Raw genomic sequence first — 18,069 nt, forward strand, 5'->3', positions numbered from 1 at the left:
CCGCGGTCAGCCGCCCCGGGGTTCGCCCGCGCGCACGCTCCAGCGCCCGCCGGTGCGCGTGAGGCGGATCGGGTGGTCGAAGCACGTGCTGACCCGGTCGCTGGTCAGCACCTCGTCGGCGGGTCCGGCGGCCAGGCAGCGCCCCCCGCGCAGCAGCAGGACGTGCGTGGTGCCGGGTGGGAGTTCTTCGAGGTGGTGGGTGACCAGCACCGACGCCAGGTCCGGCAGGGTGGTCTGCAACAGGTCGACCCGTTCGAGGAACTGCTCGCGGCCCGCGACGTCGAGGCCGGTGGCGGGTTCGTCGAGCAGCAGCAGGCGCGGGCTGGGCATGAGGGCCCGCGCGATCAGCGCCCGACCCCGTTCGCCCTGCGACAGGGTGGGCCACTGCGCTTGGCGGCGCTCCCCCAGCCCGAGCAGGTCGATGAGCCGGTGGGCCAGGGCGACCTGCTCGGCGGTCGGACCCCACCGGGGAACCCACTCGGCGGTGTTGGTCAACCCGGTGAGGACGACCTCCCACAGCGCCAGCGGTGACCTCGGGGCGTGCCGCGGGTCGACGTGGCCGACGTAAGAGCGCAGCTCGCGCATGTCCACCCGGCCCAGCCGGTGGCCCAGCACCTCCACCACACCCCGGGTGGGGTGGGCGAACGCGCCGAGGAGGCTGAGCAGCGTGCTCTTGCCCGCGCCGTTGGCACCGAGCAGCGCCCAGTGCTCGCCCGCCCGGACCGTCAGGGACACCCCGCGCAGGATCGGGTTGCCCTCGCGGACGAAGTCGACGCCCTCGACGCGCAGGACCGGTGTCACGACGCGGCCCGGTTGACCGCGGCCAGCACGGCGTTGACGGAGGCGGTGAGGACCGAGGTGTCCCGGCCCGCGCCCCAACGCGCGACCCCGCCCACCCGGCACTCGGCGTAGGCGACGGCGTCGCCGCCGGTGGAGTGCTCGGTGCAGCCGAGGACGTCCACCTCGATGCCTGCGGCACCCAGCGCGTCGGTGAGGGCCGACAGCGGGCTGCTTCCCATTCCTCCGCAGGACAACCGCTGTTCCCCGGTGTGCAGGGTGCCGGTGAACCGGTGCTCGCCGGGTGCGGTTTCGGTGGTGCTCCAGGATTCCAGCGTGGTCGGGCCGTCCTGGGCGGGTGCGATGTAGGTGGTGCGGAACAGTTCCCACAGCTCCTTGTCGGACAGTTCCCGCCCGGTGGTGTCGGTGACGCGCTGCACCGCGCGGGAGAAGTCCGGGCGCAGCGCGTGCGGCAGGTCGAGCCCGTGGTGGGTGAGCAGCAGGTGGGCGATCCCTCCCTTGCCCGACTGGGAGTTGATCCGGATGACCTCCTCGTAGGTGCGGCCGATGTCGGCCGGGTCGATGGGCAGGTACGGCACCGCCCACGGCGCCTCGCCCGGGTCGACGCCCAGGGCAGCGGCCCGCTCGGCGTGGTGGGCCATGCCCTTGGCGATCGCGTCCTGGTGGGTGCCGGAGAAGGCCGTGTGCACCAGGCTGCCCGCGTAGGGGTGTCGCTGGTGCACGGGCAGCCGGTTGCAGTGCTCGACCACCTCGCGCACCGCGTCGAGGTCGGAGAAGTCGACCATCGGGTTCACCCCCTGCGCGTACAGGTTCAGCGCCAGGGTCACCAGGTCGACGTTGCCGGTCCGCTCGCCGTTGCCGAACAGGCAGCCCTCCACCCGCTGCGCGCCCGCCAGCACGGCCAGTTCGGCGCAGGCGACGCCGGTGCCGCGGTCGTTGTGCGGGTGCACCGACAGGATCACCGATCCGCGCCTGCCCAGGTGCCGGTGCGTGTACTCGACCTGGTCGGCGTACACGTTGGGCGAGGCGATCTCCACCGTGGCGGGCAGGTTGTGGATGACCGGCCGGTCCGGGCTCGCGTCCCACAGCTCGGTCAGGCCGTTGCACACCTCCAGGACGAAGTCCGGTTCGGTGAGGTTGAAGACCTCCGGGGAGAACTCGAACCGGGTGTCGGCGCGGGGCCGCTCCTCGGCCCGCCGCAGCAGGTGGGTGGCGGCGTCGCTGATGAGCGCGTGCACCTCGGTGCGGGAACGCCCGAGGACCACGTCCCGCCACACCGGGGCGGTGGCGGTGTAGAGGTGGACGACGGCACGCGGCAGGCCCTCGATCGAGGCGATGGTGCGGTCGATCAGGTCGTGGCGGGCGGGGGTGAACACCGAGACGGTCACGTCGTCGGGCACCTCACCGCTGCGGGCCAGGTGGCGCACGAAGTCGAAGTCGGTCTGGCTGGCGGAGGGGTAGCCGACCTCGATCTCCTTGTAGCCCACGGCGACCAGGAGGTCGAAGAACCTGCGCTTGCGCTCGGTGTCCATCGGCTCGGCCAGCGCCTGGTTGCCGTCGCGCAGGTCCACCGGCACCCACAGCGGCGCCCGGTCGAGGGTGCGCGACGGCCAGGTCCGGTCGGTCAGCGGCAGCGCGACCCTGGCGTGGGCGGGCCGGTAGCGGTGGTGCGGCATCGCGCTCGGGCGCTGCGGGTTCCACGCGGGCGCGTCCGCCGGGGGCGTGCGGGTGGTCTCGGAGAGGGGAACCATGGTTGGGGAAGCTCTTCCACTCGGTCATCCGTCGGTGACCGGCGCAGCCCGACACCCGCTGCGGGGAGCCGGTCGGATCAGGCCCCGCAGCGGCGGTGAAGGAGGAACCCCCGTGGCGACATGCGGGTACCGTAACCACAACCGCACTCCTCAGACAAGCTGACAAGTTGGAGACGTACGCCATGCCCCTGGGTTCCCTCCGACCGTCCCCCCTGGTGGAGCAGGCCGCCGAACGGCTCCGCGAGCAGATCACCGACGGCACCTGGGACATCGGCACGAAGCTGCCCGGTGAGACGACGTTGGCCAAGACCCTCGGGGTGGGCCGGTCGACCGTCCGCGAGGCCATCCGCGCACTGGCGGGCGCCGGGCTCGTGCAGGCGCGGCAGGGCGCGGGCGTGTTCGTCGTCGCGACCCGGTCGGAGCAGGACTGGTCGATCCGGTTGCGCCAGGCGGCGATCACCGACGTCTACGAGGTGCGCGTGCTGGTGGAGGTCGCGGCGGCGGAGCTGGCCGCCCGCCGCCGCACCGACGACGACCTCGCCGCCATCGACGCGGCCCTGGCCGGGCGCCGCGCCGCAGCGGGCGGGACCACCGCCGAGTTCGTCGAGGCCGACACCGCCCTGCACGCGGCCGTCGTCGCCGCCGCGCACAACCCCGTGCTGACCGGCCTGTTCACCGAGTTCCTGCCCGTGTTGCAGCGCGGCCTGGTCGACCTGGTGGACCTGCTCGACCTGCGCGCGGACGACCCGAACCACGGGGACGCGGGCCACGCGGAGCTGGTGGCCGCCATCGCCAGGGGCGACGCCGAGGCGGCCGGACGCGCCCTGCGGGACGAGCTGGAGCAGACCCTCGCCCAGCTCCACGCCCGGTGATCGACCACCCCTCGGGACTGTTCATCTCCCGTTCACGTCCGCGATGTCGCATGGACAGCCGAAGCGGGCAGGTCACCACCAGGAGGTTCACATGAGCGCATCGCATTCCATGGACGACCTTGCCGAGCAGGTCAGCACGCAGCTGCACCAGATGGAGGCCCGCCTGGTCGACGACTACGGCCCGGCCCGCGAAGCCGACATCCACGCCGCCGTGCAGGAGGAGCACGACCGCTTCCGGGAGGCCAAGGTGACCACCTTCGTGCCCATCCTGATCGAGCGCCACGTCCGGTCCCGGCTCGGCCGGACCGCCTGACCGAAGCCGGAACCGGGCTGGGCGCGCCCTCAGGTGCGCCCAGCCCGGTTCCGGCAGGAGCCGGTCTCAGCCCGGGAGTTCGCCGTCCATCAGGGCGTCGTCCTCGTGGACCGAGCGCAGCGCGGTCACCGTCACGTGCCCGCGGCCGAGCAGGTCGGCGTCGGTGCCGGGTTCGAGGTCGCCGTCCACCACGACGTTGCCGACCTCGATCGTGCCGTCGTCGACCTGCGTGACCTTGCTGCGCACCCGACCGTAGGAGGCCAGCCGGGCCCACCGGGCGGGCAGGAGGCGGTCGGCGGGCACGTCCGGCACGTTCACGTTCAGCACGGCCCCCACCTCCAGCGAGGCCAGCAGCGGCAGCAGACCGGCCACGACCGACGCCGCGGTGCCCCAGTTCGGCGGGGCGGTCGGGTCGAGCGGCACGTCCAGGGAGACGGCGAGCGCGCGGGCGCCGTTGATGGAACCGGTCAGCGCCGCCCCCACGGTGCCGGAGTGCAGCACCGCGCGGCCGATGTTGGCGCCCCGGTTGATCCCGGAGAGCACCAGGTCCGGCCGGTCGCCGAAGCCGCCGTGGCAGGCGGTGAGGGCGATCAGGCCGGGGTGCGCGGCCACCGCGTACGCGGGTGCGCCGGGGAGCCCGTCGAGGGTCCGGCGCTCGACCGCAAAGGTGCGGTCGTCCGTGGCCGCGGTGAGCCCCGCGCTGGTGCCGCTGGCCTCCGCGGCGGGCGCGGCCACGAGGGTGGTCCAGCCGAGGTCCACCGCGCACCGCGCCAGCGCCAGGAGACCGGGTGAGTCGATGCCGTCGTCGTTGGTCACGAGCACTCGGGGAGACATGTCGTAGGTGCTACCCCACCCGCGCGATCTCTACCCGTTCCACCAGCGACCGGACCGCGTCGCCGCTGCCGCTGCCCAGGCCGTGGCGGGTGATGTTGAGGGCGCCCGCCGCAGCGCCGAGCCGCAGCGCCGCCTCCAGGTCCGCGCCCTGGGCGAAGGCGGCGGCCAGCCCCGCCGTCATCGAGTCGCCGCCGCCGCGGGTGTCCACCGGGTCCAGCGCGGGGGCGGTGACGAGCAGTTCGTCGTCGGCGGTCACCGCCAGCGTCGGTTCCGCGGCCCGCGACACCACGACCAGTTCGACCCCGGAGGCCACCAGCTCGCGCGCCGCGCCGGTCAGGTCCGCGAGGTCGTCGGACTTGGCCCGGCCGTCCTCGATCAGCTCCTCGTGGCTGACCTTCACCACCGCGGGCGTGCCCTCCAGCGCCGCCGCCAGCCGCGCGCCCGCGAGGTCGACGACCACCCGGCAGCCGTTGCGCCCGAGGTCGGACGCCAGCCGCTCGTAGACCGACACCGGGACGACCTCCTCGGTGGCGACGTCGACCGAGCCGCCGAGCACGGCGACCCCGGCCGCCAGCCCCGCCACCACGGCGAGTTCGTACAGGTCGTCGACCTCGTGCCGGGTGAGCCGCCCGGGGTACTGCTCCACCAGTTCCTCGCGCTCGTCCTCGCGCCGGTCGTGGATGTAGGCGCCATTGCGCGCGGCCACCTGCCGGGAGCGCACCTCCAGGTCGGGGGCGGTCAGCAGGTGCCCCAGCACCGAGCCGGTCTCCCCGCCCAGCGCGCAGCAGAACACCACCGGCGACCCCAGCGCGGTGATCATCCGCGCCTGCCAGTACCCCTGCCCGCCCGCGTGCAGGTGCAGGTCCGGTCCACCGTCGAGGTCCTCCACCGTCACCGTGAGCTGCGGCGACGGCGCGAACACGCACACCTGGTTGTCCATGATCGGACTAATACCCCGAATCGCCCAAAACTAGTCGCGGCGCCGGGGACCCGGCCACCGCGAGCTGACCACGGGGATCACCCCGAGCCCAGCGCGATGGTCAGCTCCAGGACCGTCCTGGGGTCGTCGAGGCGGGAGCCGTACAGCTCGCGGAGCTGCCCCATGCGGTAGCGGACGGTCTGCGGGTGCACGAACAGTTCGGCGGCGATCTCCTCGCGCCGCCCGTGGTGCAGCAGCCAGGAGCGCAGGGTTTCCTCCAGCTTGGCCCGCTGCGGGGCGCGCAGGCCGTCGAGCGGGGCGAGGACCTGGGCGCGCAGGTCGTCGAGGGCGTCGGCGTCGGAGCGCAGGACGAGGTCGGCCAGGCACTGCTCGGTGTCCACGGTGGTCTCGGGCGTGGGGCGCAGGTCGAGCCGGGCGGCCCGCTGGGCGCGCAGGTAGGAGGCGCGCACCCCGGTCCACGGCCGGGCCGGGCCGAGGACGGCGCCCAGCCCCGCGAGGCCCGCCACCAGCGGACCGCGGAACGGGCCCTCGGCGTCGGGCACCAGGAGCACCGCCGTCCGGCCGTCGGGCAGGTCCAGGGCGCCCTCGAAGGTTTGCAGGGTGCGCGGGTCGAGGCGGGGCAGTACCCCGCGGGCGCGGGCCTCGGGGATGATCACCGCGGTCAGCGAGCGCGGCGGCTCCCAACCCGCCCGGTCCGCCGCGACCGCCAGCTCGTCCGGGCCGCTGCCGGTGAGCAGGCCGTACGCCAGGCGGTCGAGGTACTGCTGCCGGGCGCGGCCCGTGGTGGCCAACCCGTCGGCGTGGCCCGCCACGCTGATGGCGGAGAGCTGGTCGATGTAGGCGAAGAGGAGTCCGGCGAACCGGGCCATCCCGCCTGGTGAGAGGTCGCCGGAGGTGGCGATGGTGCTCAGCTCGCGCCAGGCGATCCGGGCGCCGACGCGGTAGGCGGCCTGCAACGCGTCCATCGACCGGCCGCTGCGGGCCTCGCCGACGCCGAGTTCGTAGGCACCGTCGAGCGAGGGCACCATGGGGGTGCTGGCCGCCGCTCCCCCGGCGCCCGAGGTCAGCTCCAGGAAGCCGCCGAGGGCCAGCCGCACGGCCGTTTCGAGCTTGCGACCGGTGCCGCCGGTGAAGACCTCGGTGTAGGCGGGCACCTCGGCCACGATCGCCGCAACGGTGCGCTCGGCGACCGACGGCAGCACCGACCGCATCGCCTCCGCCAAGCCCTCGGGCAGGCGGAATTGTTCTGATTCGAGTGAACTGTTCCCTGCGAACAAGAGCTGCTCCCCGATTCACGTCCCGGACACAGGAACTTACACCGCCGGTGCAGTCATGCTGAACCCATGGCGACGACGCAGACCCCGGTTCCCCTCCGCGACACGCTGCGCGCCCGCGCACGCCGGTTGGCCCGGTTGGTCACCACGCCGCTGGTGCCCGGCGACTACTGGTCGATCCTGGACCCCCTGGGGTCGAGCACGGACCTGCGCGGACGCGTGGAGGCGGTGCTGCCGGAGACCGCCGACGCCGCCACCCTGGTCATCCGGCCCGGCCGCGGCTGGGCGGGCCACAAGGCGGGGCAGTACCTGCGCATCGGGGTCGACGTGGACGGGGTCCGGCAGTGGCGCTCGTACTCGCTGACCTCACCGCCGCGCCCGGACGGCACCGTGACGATCACGGTCAAGGCGCTGCCCGGCGGCACCGTGTCCCGGTTCCTGGTGCACCACCTCCAGGCCGGGACGGTCGTGCAGCTCGACCAGGCGGCGGGCGAGTTCACCCTGCCCGCCACCCGCCCGGCGAAGGCGCTGTTCGTGACCGCGGGCAGCGGCATCACCCCGGTCATGGGGATGCTCCGCGACGGCGCCGACCGGCTCGACGACGTGGTGCTGGTGCACTCCGCCCCCCGGCCCGAGGACGTCATCTTCGGTGCCGAGCTGCGCGGCCTCGCCGCGCGCGGTGGCCTGCGGCTGGTCGAGCGGCACACCGACGTCGACGGCGTGCTCGACCCGGCGGAGCTGGCGGTGCTCGTCCCGGACATGACCGAGCGGGAAACCTGGGCCTGCGGTCCCAACGGGATGCTCGACGCCCTCCAGGACGCCTACGACGCCGCGGGCAGCGGGCAGCGCCTGCACACCGAGCGGTTCCGACCGGCGCTGGTCGCCGTCGGCGACGGCGGCACCGTCACGTTCACCGGCTCGGCGGTCACCGCCGAGGCCGACGGCGCCACCTCGCTGCTCGACACCGGCGAGTCCCGCGGCGTGCTGATGCCGTCGGGCTGCCGCATGGGCATCTGCTTCGGCTGCGTCGTGCCGCTGCGCGAGGGCGCGGTGCGCGACCTGCGCGACGGGCAGGTGACCAGCGCCGTCCCCGGCGACGGCGTCCTAGTGCAGACCTGCGTGTCCGCCGCCGCGGGCCCCTGCCAGCTCGACATCTGATCCCCACCAGCGATCCGAGGACCACAGCATGACCACGATCCAGAAGCAGGCGAACAACCAGATCGCCCACCTGTCCGCCGAGGACATCGAGCGCATCGGCGTTGAACTCGACGCGATCCGCGAGCAGGTGATCGCAGGCCGCGGCGCCGACGACGCCGCCTACATCCGCCGGGTGATCACCACCCAGCGGGTGCTGGAGATGGGCGGCCGCACCGTCCTGCTCGCCTCCCTGTTCCCGCCCGCCTGGTTCCTCGGCACCGCCGCGCTGACGGTGGCGAAGATCCTGGAGAACATGGAGATCGGCCACAACGTCCTGCACGGGCAGTGGGACTGGATGCGCGACCCGAAGATCCACTCCACCACCTGGGAGTGGGACCACGCCACCCCCGCGGAGCAGTGGAAGCACTCGCACAACCAACTGCACCACACCTACACCAACGTCCTGGGCAAGGACAACGACCTCGGCTACGGCATCATGCGCGTCGACGAGGGCCAGCGGTGGCACCCGTTCCACCTGGGACAGCCGCTGTGGAACTTCGTCAACGCCTGCATCTTCCAGTACGGGATCGCCGCCTACGACCTGGAGCTGGGCAAGAACCTGGCGAAGTCCCGGCGCGGCGCCCCGGAGTTCCGCGCCCGCGTGAAGCAGACCCTGCGCAAGATCGGGCAGCAGGTCACCAAGGACTACGTCGTGCACCCGCTGCTGTCGGGCCCGTCGGCCGCCACGACGATCACGGCCAACCTCACCGCGAACTTCATCCGCAACCTGTGGTCGCACTCGGTGATCATGTGCGGCCACTTCCCCGAGGGCGTCGAAACGTTCGAACGCACCTCCATCGAGGGCGAGACCCGCGGCGAGTGGTACCTGCGGCAGATGCTCGGCTCGGCCAACATCAGCGGCAGCAGGCTCATGCACGTCATGACCGGCAACCTGTCCTACCAGATCGAGCACCACCTGTTCCCGGACCTGCCCAGCAACCGGTACCAGGAGATCGCCCCGAAGGTGCGCGACCTGTTCCAGCGGTACGGGCTCAGCTACACCACCGGCAGCCTCCCCCGCCAGGTCGCCTCCGCCTGGAAGAAGGTCATCCGCCTGTCCCTGCCCAACAACTTCTTCGGCCACTCCGAACCCGTCCGGCCGCGCGGGGCCGCACCGGCCCCCGTCGTCATGCGGGTGCCGAACACCCCCGAGGCGGAACTGGTGTCCACCTCCTCCCGGTGAGGCACGGGGCAGGCCGAAACCCGTTCCACATCGGCACGGCAACCGGCCGCCCCGAACCCAACCGGCGCAGCAACGTCCACCCGGCCGGGTACACCCGCGAAACCCCGACGACCCGAAGCCGTCACCGGGTCAGGTCAGCCGTGATCGGCCCCGGACGCCGGTCGGGGACGAAGCTGTAGCTCAACCCCGTCGCGGTCTGCTTGATCGTGGTGTGCCCCGCGGTGCGGCACTGCTGGTTGGGTGAAGCGGGATCGGGTTCCCGCGCCTCGCGCAGCACGATCGCCTCCTGCGTGCCCCGTTCCAGCGTCAGGACGCCAACGCAGCCGAGCCCACCGTAGGTCGCCGTACCCACCTGCTCCCCGAACTGGCCTTGTTCCAGCGAGATCTCAGCGGTGTAGTCCTTCGCGCGCGGGTCCTGCGCCGCCATCGGGTCCTGCACGCGGCCCGCCTTCCAGGCCCCGAGCCAGCCGGTCGGCACGCGCCCCACCTGTTCGGTGCACTGCGAGGTGGTCAGCAGGGTGGACATGTCGCGCTTCGGGTAGGGGCCGACGATGCCGCTGTTGACGTCGATCAGCGCCGTGTCCCCCCACAGGCCCCGGTACCCGTACCAGGGTTGGTCGCGCAGGGCTCGCACGTCGGTCCAGGTCTGCCAGCGGGTGTTCCTGGCGGTCTTGTCGGTGCCCACCTGCTTCCCGTCGGCCCGTGAGAACTCCCCCGCGAAGCCGTAGGAGGCGTGCGAGCCACTCGCCGAGAAGGTCACGGGGTGGTCGCCCTCGGTGTCGAGGCGTTCCCAGGTGATCTGGCAGGGGGGCACCTCGTGCTTCGAGAACGCCACCGCGACCGGCCGGTCGCCGTCGACCTGCACGGCGACCCGCTCCCAGTCGGCCTCGTGGTTGTTGAGGAAGTCGTTGTAGGCGTACAAGAACCAGTAGACGTACGCGCCGACCCCCGGGCGCTGACCCGGCAGGTACTCCCAGTACACGGGTGCGGTGACCGTCCCGTCGACGGGTTTGTCGCCGTCCCGGGCGTCGTCGTCGAGGTCGAGGAGGAACCCCTTGCCGCTGCCGTCCTCGGCCGCCAGGTCGGAGCGGAACACCACCGGTTCGTCGCTCGGGGAGCAGTCGCGCTGGTTGCGGCGCAGCGCCGGGCTGGTGTGCTCGCCGCGGCCGAGCTTGACCGGATCGGCGCGCTCGGCGACGAGCCTCGGGTCACCGCAGGGCGGGCCGTGGTCGAACCGCAGGGTGGAGCGGCGCACGAACTCCCCCGCGTCGACGGGGAAGTTCTTCTCGTCCTGGTGCAACCACACCTCCGGCGCGAACCGCTCGGCCAGGGCCTGGTCGCCCTGCTCCACCGGCACCGCGGGCAACGCCGGGGTCCATACCCGGTCCACGTCGGTCGCCACCGGGGTGCGGGTGCCGCCGTTGACGAGGGAGAGGTCCTTGTCGCGGGACAGCTCCACCGACGTGCCGTCGCCCAGTTCGCGCACCGAGGCCAGGTCGCGGTCGTCGGTGCGGGTCCAGTCGACGCCGTCGTGCCGCCACTGCTGGTGCGGGACCAGGTCGGTGCACCGGGGCTGCTCCAGCGGGTCCGCCTGCTCGCACTTCCAGGTCCACGCGGTGGTGCGGATCGTGCCGTCGGACGCCCACCACAGGTGCTCGCGCGCACTGTTCCACGACTCGTCGGGCACGTCCGGCGTCTGCTCGCGCAGCCGCCGGTCGGTGGTCACCACCTGCGGCGCCGGACTGGTCGGGTCGAACCAGACGACCGACGCGGTCCCGGTCTGCGCGCCGGTCGACCCACTGGCGAGGTAGGCGTACCCGGGGGCGTCGCGCCACCCGCGCGGCGTGTACGCGCCGCCCGACGGTGTGCCGAGGTGGCCGGTGTTCCCGACCGTGGTGCTCGTGCCGGTGGCGGGTTGGAAGACGACGACGTCGGTGAGCGGCCTCGCGCCGTCCTCGGTGATCCGGAACATGACCAGGCGGTCGCCCGCGCCGTCGATGCCCAGCAGCCCCTTGCCCCCCGCGAGGTCCGGTCGCACGGCCTCCTCCGCGCGCAACGTGGTGACGTCGTGGACGGCCATCTCCTTCGGGCTGTACCCGTCGATGGAGTAGACCTTGCCGTCGGCGACAGCGAGGTGCGAGCACTCGCAGGGCGCGGTCGCCGTGGCACCGGTGGCGGTGTCGATCGACACCAGTCGGGTCGAGGTGGCCACGACCACCCGGGAACCGCCCGGAACCCACTCGGCGTCGACGACGTTCTCGTTCTCCGCCAAGGCGATGTCGGCGACGGCCGCGGCGCCGCGCAGCACCCGCACAGCGTCAGGCGTCGCGTAGGCCACGACAGGTGGGACGGCGACCTGCTGCGGCGCGACGCGCTCGGTCTTCGCGGGAGGCGTTGGCGGAGAGGAGGTGCACGACGCAGCCGCCATCACCGCCATACCCCACACGATCGGTTTCAGCCCACGCACAGCAGTCCCCTTCCCCCGAAACCCCTGGGTGGACAGTAGCGCTCGGGTCCGACGGAAATGGGCCTTTCGGCTCAGGCGAAGACGACGGCGTAGGTGAGGGCGACCGCGGTGACCGCGGCCGGGTAGACGATGCGCGCCCCGACGGTGATGCGGGCGGCGATGTCGTCGCGGCCGGTGGAGGTCAGCCGCTGGCGCACGAGGTGGGTCAGCAGGCAGCAGGTGGCCATCAGGATGAAGGCGTAGTAGGCCCATTCGATGGCCACGGTGTAGCTGACCTCGGGCAGCGGGGAGGTCACCGCCGCCAGCAGGACCGCGCTGGTGAGGATGGCGGTGATGCCGATGCTGTACCCGGCGGCGAAACCCGGGGGGAAGTACAGCGACAGGTAGGTCAGGGCGACGAGCAGCGCCAGCGGCAGCAGGTTCTTGACCAGGAACCCGCCGATGTCGCGCTGCACGCGGACGTCGGCGACGTACTGGCTGTAGTAGGTGCCGGTGCCCGTGTCGAAGGCGGGGTCGCCGAGTTCGGCGGTGCTGCCGACCGTCTCGCGGTAGAACTGGACCTCCTCGGCCGTCCAGTTCGGGATGCCATCGATGCTGGCGGAGGCGTTGGCGCCCCCGCGCAGCCGCTCGGACTGGGACCGGGTCAGCACCGCGGGGTCGGTGACGTAGACCAGTTGGGTCTCGGGCAGCAGCCGGTTCTGCAGGACCAGGGTGACGTGCTGGTGGTCGAAGGGGAAGTCGCGGAAGTCGAAGGCGGCTTTGAACTCCTCGGCCACCCGGTAGAGCCGGTAGTGCTGACCGTCGGTGGTCGAGGTGCGCAGGGGCGCGCCGAGGGCCAGGTCGGGGTCGACGGCGTTGACGAAGGTCAGGTCGGCGGCGGTGTCGTCGCCGGTGTAGCGCAACCACAGGAAGAAGTCGGCGAAGAAGGTGCCGTCCTCGGTGTCCAGCTCGCCGACCTCGTTGAGGTTGACGCCCGCGGTGACGACCCGGCGCGCGGTCAGTAGCTGCCCGTCGAGCTCCACCGCCCGCCCCGCCGCGACGTCCTCGGCGGCGCCGACCCCGGGTCGCGGGGCGTAGGGGGCGAGCTGCACGGGCGCGGAGACGAACCGGGACCCGTTGCTCCTGACCACCGCGATCTCCCGCCCGGTCGACCCGCCCGGGTCGAACCGGATCGGGCCCAGCACCCCCTCGGGCGCGGTCTCCGCGCTGGTCATGGCGGCCAGCGCGGCGCGGACCCGGCGCCGGTCGCCCGCGCGGCCGTCCTCGGTGGCCTCCAGGTCGGGGGTGCGCAGGGCGTGCAGCGCGGCGATGGCGCTCTCGTAGGCGGTGGCGGCGTGCCAGCTCGGGGTGTAGCCGTGGATCGCCCGGAACGAGGTGGCCCACTGCAACGCGGAGCCGGTGAGGGCGTCGCGGGACATCGGTGCGACGGCGTAGACCTCCCCCAGCGGTGGCGCGGGTCGGTGCTGGGCCAGCTTCGCCGAGACGGCGTCGTGGAAGTACTCGTCGGCGAGCGCGTCGGCGGCGAACAGCGGGGCGGTGATCCCGGCGGCGCGCAGGGCGGTGACCGCCCGCAGGCCCTGCTCGGCCTGGGCGGCCAGCAGGATGGGACCGGGGTCCGGGTCGGCGCGCAGGGTCGCCACCGCTTCCGCCAGCGCGTCCCCGGCCCGGGCGTCCTCGGCCCGGGCGGGGGCGATGGTCAGGTCGTGCGCGACGGTGCCCCGGGCACCGAACGCGGCGACGAAGCCCTCGTGGATGCCCCGGCCGTACTCGGTGTCCTCGCTCAGGACCGACACCCTGGACGCGCCCAGGACCTCGGCCAGGTAGACCGCCGCGAACCCGCTCTGCGCGTGGTTGCCGAACACCGTCCGGAAGTACCACGGGTTCTCGGTGGTGAGCCGGTCGGCCGTGGCGCTCGGCGTGATCGCGGCCAGCTCCGCCCCGGCGTAGACCGGGGCCGCGGCCAGTGAGGTGTCGCTGAGCACGTGCCCGACCACCGCCAGCGCGCGCCCGTCCTCCACGACCTCCTCGGCCCGCACCCGCGCCCGGCCGACGTCGTCACCGTCGTCGAAGACCAGCAGCTCCACCGGGTGGCCGTTGACCCCACCCGCCTGGTTGGCCTCGTCCAAGGCCATCCGCACCGCGTCCACCACGCCGCGCGCCACCTCGGGTTCCGGGCCGGTGAGCCCGGCGACCAGCGCCAGGTGCACCGGGTCCGGGTGGCCCGCCCGCTCGATCCCCCACCCCGCCCCCGCCAGCACCACGAGCACGCCCGCCACCGCCACCCACCGCCACCGCCGCCGCTTCCCCACCGCCACCTCGGGTTCCGGTTCGGGCGGCAGGGGCGGTTCGACCGCCCACTCCACCTCCACCGGCGCGACAGCCTCCACACCGCGCAACCGCCGCAGGGACCGCCGGGTCCGCGTGCTCGGCCGGGCGGCCAACGCCTTCTCCAGGCAGAACCTGCGCTCACCGTCCCGCTCGACCAGAGCGGCCAACCACACCCAGGCGGGCTCGTAGCCCGCGTCCTGCAACAGCGCCTCCCGCAGCACACCACGCGCGCCGGCGGCATCACCCGACTCCGCCAACCCGATCGCCCTGCGGGTGGCCTCGGCCGCCCGCAACGCCTCACCGCCTGCCACGCCGACCTCCTCGGAGGTCGTCCACGGCGCCGGGGGCCCCGCGCCCGCGCTGCGGCCGGTCCGGGATCACGAGACACCTCATTTCGCGGCATTGGTTTTCGAGGCAGTTCTCGCGCTCTCCCCCCTGCTTAACGCATCCCCGGCAATTGATCCACAATCGGGGCGAGCGCCACCCCTCCTGACGCCATCAGCCCCTCCGCGAGTGACCCCCGTCCGGGAACCGCCACCGTCGGTGACTCGGCGACGGTGGGACTGATGCGGGGTGGTTGCGGGGTTCTGTGCTTCGAGGACCCGCCCCAGGAGTTCAGAAGAGGGTGACGGGGTGTGGGTCTCCCCCTGCTCGGACAGCGACCACGGGGAGGTCGTCGTCCGCGGCCTGACCACCTCGCACTCCTGACCGCCGCGGAATCATGCGTGAGCCGCCCTCCCGCGGGTAGCCCGTGACCATGGAGGACAACCAGTTCGAGGACAACCACATCGACACCCCCCTGGTCCGGTCGTTCGTCGCCGCGCTGCGCCGGTTCGAGCAGAACTCCGAACCGGCGGACCTGGTCGACCTTTTCGCCGACGGCGCGACCGCCACCCGGCTCGACTCCCGTGGTGACCGCACCGATGTGGAGGCCTTCTGGCGGGAGTACCGGGAGCAGTTCCAGGACCTGTCGACGACGTTCGTCAACGCCGTCGAAGGCCCTGACCAGTGCGCTCTGGAGTGGACGAGCAAGGCGACGATGCCGGACGGGCGCCCGGTGGAGTACCGCGGCGTCACCGTCCTCGACCTCGACGGTGAGCGGATCGCGCGCCTGCGGACCTACTACGACTCGGCCGTGTTCGTCACCGTCCCGGCGGGCGTGGGCCGGTGAGAGCGCGGCGCCCGGGGGCTCGCACCGCCGGAGCCCTCGGGCGCCGTGCCGCGCGTCAGTTGATGAAGTAGCCGAACACGTCGACGACGAGGTCGAGCGAGCCGCCGCTGCCGTTGTGGAACGTCTGCCGGTCACCGCCGACGAGGGTCAGGTTGGGCACCGTCTGCCCGGGCCCCAAGTTGACCGTCGAGGACAGCGGACGGGACGGGGTGGACGGGTGGACCGTCAGGTAACCGCCCGTCTGTGGGTTGGTGACCGTCGGGTTCGCCACGACGGCGAACGGGAGGGTGGGACCGGAGTACTCGACGGTGGCGAAGGCGCGGTCGCCGCGGGCCGGGATCGCCTGCGGGGTCCCGCCTTGACCCAGGCCGGTGCGGGTGTCGACCCGGCGGGTCGGGGTCCACGGAACCTAGCGGCCCGCGTCGGCGGTGGCGGCGGTGAAGTAGCCGGTGACGTCGACCACGACGTCGGTGGTGGCGTTGGCGAACAGGGAGACCTTCCCGTCCGCGCCCACCGGTGCGATGACCGCGTTCGACACGGTCTGGCCCGGGGCGAAGTTCACGTTGGACACGGGAGGCCGGGCGGTGCCGTCGGCGTGGGCGGTCGGGTACCCGCCCAGGGTGGGGTTGGTGACGGTCAGGTTGAGCACCACCGCGGTGGCGCCCACCGGGACGCCCGCGCTGCCGCCGACCTTCAACCGGGCGGTGGCGAAGACCCGGCGACGCGGACACCCTCGCTCACCGGGGCGGGCAGGACGTTGCCCGCGACGACGTTGTCGGACCCGCCCTCGACCGCGATGCCGTTGCGGGTGTTCTCGGTCATCCAGGCCCGGGTGATCGAGTCGATGACGACCCGCTGCCCGGGTTCGACGACGTCGGCCGCGCGCTGCGGGGTGCAGAAGGGCACCGCCTGCGACCCGGGTCCGGTGTCCGAGCAGGACGAGGTGCCCGGGTGGACGTACAGCACCGCGGGGGCGGCCTGCGCCACCGGACCGGTGATCAACCCGGCCGCCACGACGGCAGCCGACACCACGACGCGCCTGCGCGACATGCGTTCCTCCGAGAGCCCCAGCAGCCCCCGGAACGGGCGGGCGGCGCCAGCGTAACCGGCGGCGTTTCGGCAGCAGGAACGCAATGCGATGTGAATGTCCGCCGTTTTCCCGGCCATTCCAGGGGGTTGGGAACCGACGGCCGCGTCGGTCGCCCGAACCGCTGTGTCCGGCGGCGTCGCCCGGCCCGTGCGGGCGGGGCGACGCCGCCGGGTGGGTCAGGCGCGCGGGGCCAGGGTCAGGCTGGCGGTGTTGCCGGAGCCCGCCACGAAGGCGCTGAGCAGCGGTGTGGCGGAGCCGCAGCCGGTCAGCTCGGGGATGGCGAAGGAACCGGTGAGGGTGCCGCCCGCGGACGGGGTGAAGCCCGCCGCGGTCAGGTTGACCTCGGCGGGGCGGTGGGTGTGGCAGGTGTTGCCGGTGGTGAGGGGGAAGCCCGCGAAGGTGACCTTCGACAGGCCGATGTCGACCGTGGCGGAGGCGGTGAGGGCACCGTCGGCGAGGGTGCCGGTGACCGGGCCGGTGGGGGTCAGGGTGACGTCCGCGGTGATCGGGATGATGCCCGCGATCGTGGCCTTCACGGTGGTGGGGTCGAGCGCGAGGGTGGTGGTGTGGGCCCCGGTGCCCGCCGTCAGCAGGCTGTCGGCCGTGCCGGAGAGGGCGACGTTCGCACCGATCTTCTTGACCTTGGCGGTGCCGGTCGCGGTGTAGTGCAGTTCGGTGTCGGCGGAGGGGGCGGGGGCGGTGCGGATGCGCACCGGCTTGCCGCGGCCGGTGATCGGGTAGTTGTTGTGGAGGCCCTGGATGGTGATCCAGTGATCGGTGTCGGGCTGGAGGCCGGTGAGCGTTCCGGTCAACTGCGGGCCGGTGGTGACCAGCGCGGGGGTGGCGCCCTCGTCGACGGTGACCCGGTAGCCGGTGGTGTCGCCCCAGATGGAGCCGGACTCGGTCCAGGTCAGGGCGATGCTGTCGCTGGTGACCTTGGCGTCGGTGACCGCGGAGCCGACCCACGTGTCGGACGACCCGCCCTGGAGCCTGTCCCACTGCGCCCAGCGGTCGGTGCCGCCGGTGCAGTTCACCTCCGTCCGGGGCAGCGCGCTGCCGTCGGCGCGCTTGGCGTCGACGCGCACCGCGATGTCGGCCACGTCGAAGGTCAACGGGCTGGCGGCGGTCAGGGTGTCGGGCATGTCGGGGGTGTAGGCGAGCAGGTCGGTGGCGGTGATGTCCTGCCCCGCGGTCACCGGCACGTTCCGCGCGAGCAGCGACACCACGCCGTGCGACACGGTCGACCCGTTGGTGATGGTGACACCGACGTCCACCGCGGCGTCGACGGTGGCGGCCCCGGCAGCGGCCAGGCCCGCCGACGGCAGCGCGATGCCACCGCGCACGGGCAGCCACCCCGTCTGCGGGTAGACCCACACCATGTTCCACAACGACCCCGTCAGGTCGGCGTGCACGCTCCCGATGACCGGCGACCCGCAGGCCCGGTCCGCGGAGACGGCGGTCTCCGCCGCCGACGCCTGCCCCTGCACCGCGACGGCCACCCCGGCGGCGACCGCCACCGCGGCGGCCCCGGCCCCGAACCTCGTTCTTAATCGCATGTCCCAACCTCTCCGATACCAGTGGCGAGATGATCGCAGCGCTCGATCGTAGGGAGGTTTTCCCAAGTGCCACAACAGTTTTCGCACACCAACCGACGGAATCCGGGAACCGCGCGTTCCACACAGCGAAATCCCGAGGCGTTGTCACCGTGCGCCAATCGGCGCCACCGGCCGAGCACGCGGGCACGCCCCGGCGTTGCCGCACGGCGCTTTCAGACGCCCGCCCCCTCCGACACCGGAATGCGCGTCTTGTGCGGGTTTCGTCGACGCGGCGGGCTCGGATATGGCACCCGTG

At 73.0% G+C, this 18,069-nt stretch carries 16 protein-coding genes; 5 read left to right on the forward strand and 11 right to left on the reverse strand.

What is annotated here, in order from left to right:
- Positions 1-6: 6 nt before the first annotated feature.
- Complete coding sequence (locus UO65_RS27645; protein WP_035288229.1) at positions 7-801, reverse strand: ABC transporter ATP-binding protein; 795 nt, start codon at positions 799-801, stop codon at positions 7-9.
- Positions 798-2,549 (reverse strand): 2-isopropylmalate synthase, encoded by a 1,752-nt coding sequence (gene leuA, locus UO65_RS27650; RefSeq protein ID WP_035288231.1) that lies wholly within the window; start codon positions 2,547-2,549, stop codon positions 798-800. Before leuA ends, UO65_RS27645 begins: the two co-directional genes overlap by 4 nt.
- A gap of 167 nt (positions 2,550-2,716) precedes the next feature.
- Here leuA and UO65_RS27655 point away from each other — a divergent pair, with 167 nt between their 5' ends.
- Both UO65_RS27655 and UO65_RS27660 read left to right on the forward strand, forming a co-directional pair.
- A complete protein-coding gene (locus tag UO65_RS27655) occupies positions 2,717-3,421 on the forward strand; it encodes a FadR/GntR family transcriptional regulator (protein WP_233427870.1) in 705 nt (234 codons plus the stop codon).
- Positions 3,422-3,512: 91 nt separating this feature from the next.
- Positions 3,513-3,734, forward strand: coding sequence for a three-helix bundle dimerization domain-containing protein (locus tag UO65_RS27660; protein ID WP_035288235.1), 222 nt, complete (start codon positions 3,513-3,515; stop codon positions 3,732-3,734).
- 66 nt (positions 3,735-3,800) lie between these two features.
- Here the strand turns inward: UO65_RS27660 and surE are convergent, their stop codons facing one another.
- From surE to UO65_RS27675, 3 genes are all read right to left on the reverse strand, one after another.
- Positions 3,801-4,568 carry a 5'/3'-nucleotidase SurE gene (gene surE / locus UO65_RS27665; RefSeq protein ID WP_035288237.1) on the reverse strand — a complete coding sequence of 256 codons (768 nt, stop codon included), beginning with the start codon at positions 4,566-4,568 and terminating at the stop codon, positions 3,801-3,803.
- Between the two features lie 10 nt (positions 4,569-4,578).
- The gene (locus tag UO65_RS27670) at positions 4,579-5,508 is read right to left on the reverse strand and encodes a PfkB family carbohydrate kinase (RefSeq protein WP_035288239.1); all 930 of its coding nucleotides are present in this window, start codon (positions 5,506-5,508) and stop codon (positions 4,579-4,581) included.
- A gap of 77 nt (positions 5,509-5,585) precedes the next feature.
- Positions 5,586-6,785 carry a PucR family transcriptional regulator gene (locus tag UO65_RS27675; RefSeq protein ID WP_200873488.1) on the reverse strand — a complete coding sequence of 400 codons (1,200 nt, stop codon included), beginning with the start codon at positions 6,783-6,785 and terminating at the stop codon, positions 5,586-5,588.
- Positions 6,786-6,851: 66 nt separating this feature from the next.
- On the opposite strand from UO65_RS27675, the gene UO65_RS27680 reads away from it, so the two are divergent.
- Together UO65_RS27680 and UO65_RS27685 are read left to right on the forward strand one after the other, a co-directional pair.
- Complete coding sequence (locus UO65_RS27680) at positions 6,852-7,940, forward strand: ferredoxin reductase (RefSeq protein ID WP_035288241.1); 1,089 nt, start codon at positions 6,852-6,854, stop codon at positions 7,938-7,940.
- A gap of 28 nt (positions 7,941-7,968) precedes the next feature.
- Positions 7,969-9,162, forward strand: a complete 1,194-nt coding sequence (locus UO65_RS27685) for a fatty acid desaturase family protein (RefSeq protein ID WP_052021876.1) — start codon at positions 7,969-7,971, stop codon at positions 9,160-9,162.
- A gap of 121 nt (positions 9,163-9,283) precedes the next feature.
- Here the strand turns inward: UO65_RS27685 and UO65_RS27690 are convergent, their stop codons facing one another.
- Together UO65_RS27690 and UO65_RS27695 are read right to left on the reverse strand one after the other, a co-directional pair.
- On the reverse strand, positions 9,284-11,590 hold the full coding sequence (locus tag UO65_RS27690) for a hypothetical protein (RefSeq protein WP_152552317.1): 2,307 nt from the start codon (positions 11,588-11,590) through the stop codon (positions 9,284-9,286).
- 110 nt (positions 11,591-11,700) lie between these two features.
- Positions 11,701-14,268: an ABC transporter substrate-binding protein gene (locus tag UO65_RS27695; protein ID WP_035288245.1), complete on the reverse strand. Its 2,568-nt coding sequence runs from the start codon at positions 14,266-14,268 to the stop codon at positions 11,701-11,703.
- Between the two features lie 446 nt (positions 14,269-14,714).
- On the opposite strand from UO65_RS27695, the gene UO65_RS27700 reads away from it, so the two are divergent.
- Positions 14,715-15,128, forward strand: coding sequence for a nuclear transport factor 2 family protein (locus UO65_RS27700; RefSeq protein ID WP_063936027.1), 414 nt, complete (start codon positions 14,715-14,717; stop codon positions 15,126-15,128).
- A 55-nt stretch (positions 15,129-15,183) separates the two neighbouring features.
- Here UO65_RS27700 and UO65_RS27705 read toward each other — a convergent pair whose 3' ends face one another.
- From UO65_RS27705 to UO65_RS35130, 4 genes are all read right to left on the reverse strand, one after another.
- A complete protein-coding gene (locus tag UO65_RS27705; RefSeq protein WP_035288247.1) occupies positions 15,184-15,399 on the reverse strand; it encodes a hypothetical protein in 216 nt (71 codons plus the stop codon).
- A gap of 138 nt (positions 15,400-15,537) precedes the next feature.
- Entirely contained in the window at positions 15,538-15,825 is a 288-nt protein-coding gene (locus UO65_RS27710) for a hypothetical protein (protein WP_035288249.1), read from the reverse strand.
- Positions 15,822-16,178: a hypothetical protein gene (locus UO65_RS37635; RefSeq protein ID WP_035288251.1), complete on the reverse strand. Its 357-nt coding sequence runs from the start codon at positions 16,176-16,178 to the stop codon at positions 15,822-15,824. The genes UO65_RS27710 and UO65_RS37635 overlap by 4 nt, the downstream gene beginning before the upstream one ends.
- A 216-nt stretch (positions 16,179-16,394) precedes the next feature.
- The gene (locus UO65_RS35130; protein WP_152552318.1) at positions 16,395-17,774 is read right to left on the reverse strand and encodes a fibronectin type III domain-containing protein; all 1,380 of its coding nucleotides are present in this window, start codon (positions 17,772-17,774) and stop codon (positions 16,395-16,397) included.
- Positions 17,775-18,069: the final 295 nt, after the last annotated feature.

Origin of the sequence: Actinokineospora spheciospongiae, from assembly GCF_000564855.1 — a bacterium.
GTDB lineage: Bacteria > Actinomycetota > Actinomycetes > Mycobacteriales > Pseudonocardiaceae > Actinokineospora > Actinokineospora spheciospongiae.